Origin of the sequence: Streptomyces sp. NPDC048506, from assembly GCF_040651315.1 — a bacterium.
GTDB lineage: Bacteria > Actinomycetota > Actinomycetes > Streptomycetales > Streptomycetaceae > Streptomyces.
Genome location: NZ_JBEZIX010000044.1, coordinates 91007 through 97227, shown reverse-complemented (window position 1 = coordinate 97227; position 6221 = coordinate 91007). Strand labels below are relative to the sequence as shown.

7 protein-coding genes are annotated in these 6221 nt (G+C 70.1%); 1 reads left to right on the top strand and 6 read right to left on the bottom strand.

The window, feature by feature from the left end; translation table 11 throughout:
* Nucleotides 1-191: 191 nt before the first annotated feature.
* The 5 genes from AB0C96_RS30800 to AB0C96_RS30780 form a co-directional block, all read right to left on the bottom strand.
* Nucleotides 192-626: a transcriptional repressor gene (locus tag AB0C96_RS30800; protein ID WP_362921885.1), complete on the bottom strand. Its 435-nt coding sequence runs from the start codon at nucleotides 624-626 to the stop codon at nucleotides 192-194.
* 158 nt (nucleotides 627-784) lie between these two features.
* Nucleotides 785-1684: a metal ABC transporter permease gene (locus AB0C96_RS30795; RefSeq protein WP_362921883.1), complete on the bottom strand. Its 900-nt coding sequence runs from the start codon at nucleotides 1682-1684 to the stop codon at nucleotides 785-787.
* Between the two features lie 19 nt (nucleotides 1685-1703).
* The gene (locus tag AB0C96_RS30790) at nucleotides 1704-2483 is read right to left on the bottom strand and encodes a metal ABC transporter ATP-binding protein (protein WP_362921881.1); all 780 of its coding nucleotides are present in this window, start codon (nucleotides 2481-2483) and stop codon (nucleotides 1704-1706) included.
* 11 nt (nucleotides 2484-2494) lie between these two features.
* Nucleotides 2495-2659: a hypothetical protein gene (locus tag AB0C96_RS30785; RefSeq protein ID WP_362921879.1), complete on the bottom strand. Its 165-nt coding sequence runs from the start codon at nucleotides 2657-2659 to the stop codon at nucleotides 2495-2497.
* A complete protein-coding gene (locus AB0C96_RS30780; protein ID WP_362921878.1) occupies nucleotides 2656-3618 on the bottom strand; it encodes a metal ABC transporter substrate-binding protein in 963 nt (320 codons plus the stop codon). The genes AB0C96_RS30785 and AB0C96_RS30780 overlap by 4 nt, the downstream gene beginning before the upstream one ends.
* A gap of 335 nt (nucleotides 3619-3953) precedes the next feature.
* On the opposite strand from AB0C96_RS30780, the gene AB0C96_RS30775 reads away from it, so the two are divergent.
* Nucleotides 3954-5336 (top strand): glycine--tRNA ligase, encoded by a 1383-nt coding sequence (locus tag AB0C96_RS30775; RefSeq protein ID WP_362921876.1) that lies wholly within the window; start codon nucleotides 3954-3956, stop codon nucleotides 5334-5336.
* Nucleotides 5337-5650: 314 nt separating this feature from the next.
* Here the strand turns inward: AB0C96_RS30775 and AB0C96_RS30770 are convergent, their stop codons facing one another.
* Nucleotides 5651-6130 (bottom strand): hypothetical protein, encoded by a 480-nt coding sequence (locus tag AB0C96_RS30770; RefSeq protein ID WP_362921875.1) that lies wholly within the window; start codon nucleotides 6128-6130, stop codon nucleotides 5651-5653.
* Nucleotides 6131-6221 lie beyond the last annotated feature (91 nt).

Below are 6221 nucleotides of genomic sequence, written 5' to 3'. Positions count from 1 at the left end.
ACCACCACACCCTCTCCCCCTACCCCCCGCTCCCCCTATCCCCGGGCCACGCCGCGCCCTGACCACTCCTGGGGGCCCCGCCGCCGTTTGCGGTCGGCGGCCCCCCGCTCTGTCGTGGGCGTGGAGCGGGGCCCGTACGGTCCGGCGCCGCTACTGCTCACCCTCGCGCGCGGGTGCTTCCCCTTCGCGCGCTACTGCTTCTCCTTCGCGGCGGCCTGCTCCGCGCAGTCACCGCACGTACCGAAGATCTCGATGGTGTGGGCGACGTCCCGGAAGCCGTGCTCGCTTGCGATCTGGTCGGCCCACTTCTCCACCGCGGGGCCCTCGACCTCGACGGCCTTGCCGCACGTCCGGCACACCAGGTGGTGGTGGTGATCGTCGGTGCTGCACCGGCGGTAGACCGCCTCGCCGTCGCTGGTGCGCAGCACATCGACCTCGCCGGCGTCGGCCAGCGACTGAAGCGTCCGGTAGACGGTGGTCAGTCCGACCGAGTCACCGCGGTGCTTGAGCATGTCGTGCAGCTCCTGCGCACTGCGGAACTCGTCCACCTCGTCGAGTGCGGCGGACACCGCGGTCCGCTGCCGCGTCGATCGGCCGCGTACCGGAGATCCCGCGCTCGTCGCCACCGTTGCCTCCCTAGGACGTCAGGACTTCCCCCTGCACATGCGTCCCGCCATTGTGCCAGGTGACGACCGGCCGCCCGGTGAGACGCTTACCCGTATATCTATCGCCTGCTCCCGTACGCGAACCCGACCGACAGCGCGTGCCGGCCCGATCCGGCCATTCATCCGACCACGCTCACATCGTCCGCCGCGGTGCGGCTGCCGGGCACCTCCAGGGTGCACCCGGCGCCCGGCTTCGCGGCAGCCCTGGCGCGCTTTTTCGCGAGCGGTGCGGCGAGCGCGGTGAACACGACGAACAGGCCGATGGCGAAGAGGACGATCGTGGCACCGGACGGGACGTCCACGTAGTACGAGGTGGCGGTGCCCGTAAGAGTGACCGCGACACCGATCGCGACGGCCACCACGAACGTGGCGGCGAAGCTGCGGCTGATCTGCTGGGCGGCCGCGACCGGGATCACCATCAGGGCGCTGACCAGCAACAGGCCGACCACCCGCATGGCGACGGTGACGGTGACCGCGGCGGTGACCGCGACCAGGAGGTTGAGCAGGCGGACCGGCAGGCCGGTCACCCGGGCGAACCCCTCGTCCTGGCAGACCGCGAACAGCTGGCGGCGCAGCCCGATCGTGATCGCCAGCACCAGGGCGGCGAGCACATAGATCGTGGTCATGTCCGCAGGCGAGACGGTGGTGATCGAGCCGAAGAGGTATGTGCCGAGGTTGGCGTTGGAGCCGGCGTCGGAGAGGTTCATCAGCATCACACCGCCCGCCATACCGCCGTAGAACAGCATGGCCAGCGCGAGGTCGCCACGGGTCTTGCCGTACCAGCGGATCAGCTCCATGACGACGGAGCCGGCGATGGCGACCGCGGTGGCGACCCAGACCGGGCTCTGGTTGAGCAGGAAGCCGAGGCCGACACCGGTGAGGGCGACATGGCCGATGCCGTCGCCCATCAGGGCCTGGCGGCGCTGGACGAGGTAGATGCCGATGGCGGGGGCGGTGACGCCGACGATCAGCGCGGCGATCAACGCCCGCTGCATAAACGCGTAGCTGAGGATTTCCATGATGGCGCGAGCCCCCTTACTAGGTCAGCAGGCCGGTGCGGAGCGGCTCCGCCGCGGCATCGGCGTGCGGGTGGACGTGGTCGTGGCCGGGCAGGGCGTGCTGGCCCACGGCCTCCGGAGGCGGGCCGTCGTGGACCACGCAGCCGTCGCGCAGCACCACCGCGCGGTCGATCAGCGGCTCCAGCGGGCCCAGCTCGTGCAGGACGAGCAGCACGGTGGTGCCGCGGGCGACCTGCTCGCGCAGAGCGGCGGCGAGCACCTCCTGGCTGTCCAGGTCGACGCCGGCCATCGGCTCGTCCATGATCAGCAGCTCCGGTTCGCCGGCCAGCGCCCTGGCGATCAGCACGCGCTGGTGCTGTCCTCCGGAGAGGGCGTCGACGGAGTCCTTGGCGCGGTCGGCCATGCCCACCAGCTCCAGTGCGTGGTGCACCGCGGCCCGGTCGGCCTTGCGCAGGACGCCCAGCTTCGTACGGGCCAGCCGGCCGGAGGTGACGACCTCGCGGACGGTGGCGGGGACCCCGCCGGCCGCGGTGGTGCGCTGCGGCACGTAGCCGATCCGGGCCCAGTCCTTGAAGCGGCGGAACTCCGTACCGAAGAGGGACAGCGTGCCGCCGGTGAGCGGGACCTGGCCGATCAGCGACCGTACGGCGGTGGACTTCCCGGAGCCGTTGGCGCCGAGCAGTGCGACCACCTCGCCGCCGCGCACGGCGAGGTCGACACCGCGCAGTACGGGGCGGGCGCCCAACGAGGCGGTGGCGCCGCGCAGGTCGATGACCGGCTCGGGGTGCGGCTGGTTCATGGGGGCCTCCGTCATGTGCTGCGGGGTGCGCGCTTGCTGGGGGTGCGCGCGCTGTGGTGTGCCGGGTGGTGCGCCGTGCCCTGGGGACCGGCGCCCTGGGGACCGGTGCGCTCGGGAGCGGTGTCCCGGGGCGCGCTGTCCTGGGGAGCGCTGTCCTGGGGAACGGTGTCCGTCACGGGGTGCCGAGCGCCTTCCGCAGCGCGGCGAGGTTGGCGCGCTGCACGCCGAAGTAGTCCGTGCCGCGGGACTTGGCGGTGATTCCTTCGAGCGGGTCGAGGACGTCGGTCTTCAGGTGCAGATCGCCGGCCAGGGTCTTGGCGGTGGCCGGGTTGGCGATCGTCTCGAAGAAGATCGTGGAGACGTGGTGCTCGGTGGCGAGGTCGTGCAGGTCCTTGATGCGGTTGGCGCTGGGCTCGGACTCGGGGTCCAGGCCGCTGACGGCCTCCTCGGTGAGGCCGTAGCGCTCGGCGAGGTAGCCGAAGGCGGCGTGGGTGGTGATGAAGGTGTCCGAGGAGCGCTTCTGCAAGCCGTCCCGGAACTCCTTGTCCAGCCCGTTCAGCTTCTTCACCAGGGCGTCGGTGTTCTTCTGGTAGTCGGCCTTGTGGCTCGGGTCGGCCGCGGCGAGGGTCTTGTTGACCCCCCGGGCGACCTCGGCGTACCGCACCGGGTCCAGCCAGACGTGCGGATCCTTGCCGCCCTCGGCCTCCGAGTGGGAGTGGTTGTCGCCGGTGGTGTGGTGGTGGCCGTCGACCTCGGTGCCGTGCTTCTCCAGGGAGGTCAGGGCGGCGGCGTCGGCGACGTGCTGCACGCCGGACTGCTTGACCGCGTCGTCCACGGCCGGCTGTAGGCCCTTGAGGTAGACGATCGCCCCGGACTCGCCGAGCTGGGCGGTCTGCTTCGGGGTGAGCTCCAGGTCGTGCGGCTCGACGCCGGGCTTGGTGAGGTCGGTCACCTCGACGTGCTTCCCGCCGATCTGCTCGGCGAGGAATTCCATGGGGTAGAAGGACGCCGTCACCTTCAGCCTGCCGTCATCCGTGCGGCCGGTGGCCGTGGGGGAGCAGGCGGAGAGGCCCAGCAGGCCGAGCGCCGCGGCTCCGGCTACGGCCGCGGTGGAGAGGTGACGGCGTATGTTCATGACACTCATTTTCAACAAGGCTGGAAACGATTGTCAATAAAGCTGATTGTCGTGTGAGCGGCGCGACACTGGGCCGGAAGCGATCCGGGGGGCGATCCGGAGGCCGGTCCGGGGGCGATCCAGAGGCCGATCCGGAGGTCGATCGGGGGGCGATCCCCAGCCGATCCCGAGCCGATCCCAAGCCGATCCCGAGCTGATCCGGAACCGATTTGGTCCGGGGGGCACGGCCGCCGGTACCCTGAACTATTCGCCCACCCGTCTCCCGACCACCACCCCCCAGCGAGGCGTCAGGGCGCTGCCCATCCATCGTTCGTCGTCGTAATGAAGAGAGCACCGTGGCCGCCGACAAGATCGATACCATCGTCAGCCTGAGCAAGCGCCGTGGCTTCGTCTACCCCTGCAGTGAGATCTACGGTGGCTCCCGCGCTGCCTGGGACTACGGTCCGCTGGGCGTCGAGCTCAAGGAGAACATCAAGCGCCAGTGGTGGCGTGCCATGGTCACCTCGCGCGAAGACGTGGTCGGTATCGACTCGTCGGTGATCCTGGCCCCCGAGGTGTGGCAGGCGTCCGGCCACGTCGCCACCTTCACCGACCCGCTCACCGAGTGCACCTCCTGCCACAAGCGCTTCCGCGCCGACCATCTGGAGGAGGCGTACGAGGCCAAGCACGGCAAGCTCCCCGAGAACGGCCTCGCCGACGTCAACTGCCCGCACTGCGGCAACAAGGGTGGCTTCACCGAGCCCAAGCAGTTCTCCGGCCTGCTCTCCACCCACCTCGGCCCGTCCCAGGACACCGCCTCGGTCGCCTACCTGCGCCCCGAGACCGCACAGGGCATCTTCACCAACTTCGCCCAGGTGCAGCAGACGTCGCGCAAGAAGCCGCCGTTCGGCATCGCGCAGATGGGCAAGTCCTTCCGGAACGAGATCACCCCGGGCAACTTCATCTTCCGCACCCGCGAGTTCGAGCAGATGGAGATGGAGTTCTTCGTCAAGCCGGGCGAGGACGAGCAGTGGCAGGAGTACTGGATGGAGCAGCGCTGGAACTGGTACCGCGACCTCGGCATCCGCGAGGAGAACATCCGCTGGTACGAGCACCCCAAGGAGAAGCTGTCGCACTACTCCAAGCGCACGGCTGACATCGAGTACCGCTTCAACTTCGGCGGCACCGAGTTCTCCGAGCTGGAGGGCGTGGCCAACCGCACCGACTACGACCTGTCGGCGCACTCCAAGGCGTCCGGCCAGGACCTGTCGTACTTCGACCAGGAGGCCGGCGAGCGCTGGACCCCGTACGTCATCGAGCCGGCGGCCGGTGTGAACCGCGCGATGCTCGCCTTCATGCTCGACGCCTACGTCGAGGACGAGGCGCCCAACGCCAAGGGCAAGATGGAGAAGCGCACGGTCATGCAGCTCGACCCGCGCCTGGCGCCGGTCAAGGTCGCGGTGCTGCCGCTGTCGCGCAACCCGCAGCTCTCCCCGAAGGCCAAGGGCCTCGCGGCCGACCTGCGCAAGCACTGGAACATCGAGTTCGACGACGCGGGCGCCATCGGCCGCCGCTACCGCCGCCAGGACGAGATCGGCACGCCGTTCTGCGTCACCGTCGACTTCGACACCCTCGACGACAACGCGGTCACCGTGCGCGAGCGCGACACGATGAAGCAGGAGCGGGTGTCCCTGGACCAGATCCAGGCCTACCTGGGCGGGCGACTGCTGGGTTGCTGACGCGGTCGCTGACGTCGACACGCGGTCTCTGACGTTGATGGCGATGTTGATGGCGACGGTGGCGTTGATGGCGACGGCGATGCTGACGCCGCAAGACGCTGCATAGCACTGGTGCCGGGCTCCTGAGGGAGCCCGGCACTGCTGCTGTCCGGCGCTTTTCGACGGGGAATGCTGGCGGGAATACCCGTACTGCTCCTTCACGTTGTGGACCCGCAGGGGGCGCTCGTGACCCCTACGGGTTCTGTTCGGCCATGCCCTAGGTGCCCCGCCCCGGACGGTCACCTTGACCCGTACGGTCACCCTGACCCGGTCTGTCACCCTGCCCCGGGACGGTCACCCCGCCCCGGACGGGCGGCAAGCGTCGCGCACAGGGCCGCGAGGGGGAGCTCCGCGAGAACCGCCATCATGACCGCGGTGGCCAGCTCCGCGCCCGGCGCCGCGGTGGTGAGGTCGATGCAGGCGTCCGCGAAGAGGAGCACCGCCGCGGCAGCCGCCGGCGCGCGGTATCGGAGGTCGGCACGCAGCAGGCGGGTGCCGGCGGTGAGCAGGGCGACGGCCTCCAGGGCGTCGAGGGTGACCCAGGCGGTGGCCTCGGCGGGCGGCAGGGTGCCGGCGAGGTAGCCGAGCCAGGGCAGCAGGGCGAGCCCGGCACCCGTCAGTACGCGGCCCTGCCAGCGACGCGCGCGGCCGATCCGCCCAATGCCGTGGGCGCCACCGGTCGTTGCGCAACTGCCTTTGTCGACAGGGGGGTTGAAGGCGATGAGCGCCACGGCGGCGGTCCCTTTCGGTGTCACGAACCCGGCCTTCGGGCTTGTGATCAAGACTCCCGATTCCACCGGTCCCGGTCAGTAACGTCGCTGTCCGACTTGGGGTGGCACTAGCTAC

Coding starts and splice junctions, on each gene's coding strand:
- AB0C96_RS30795 (WP_362921883.1), bottom strand. CDS start 1,684: ATGGAAATCCTCAGCTACGCGTTTATGCAGCGGGCGTTGATCGCCGCG.
- AB0C96_RS30790 (WP_362921881.1), bottom strand. CDS start 2,483: ATGAACCAGCCGCACCCCGAGCCGGTCATCGACCTGCGCGGCGCCACC.
- AB0C96_RS30780 (WP_362921878.1), bottom strand. CDS start 3,618: ATGAACATACGCCGTCACCTCTCCACCGCGGCCGTAGCCGGAGCCGCG.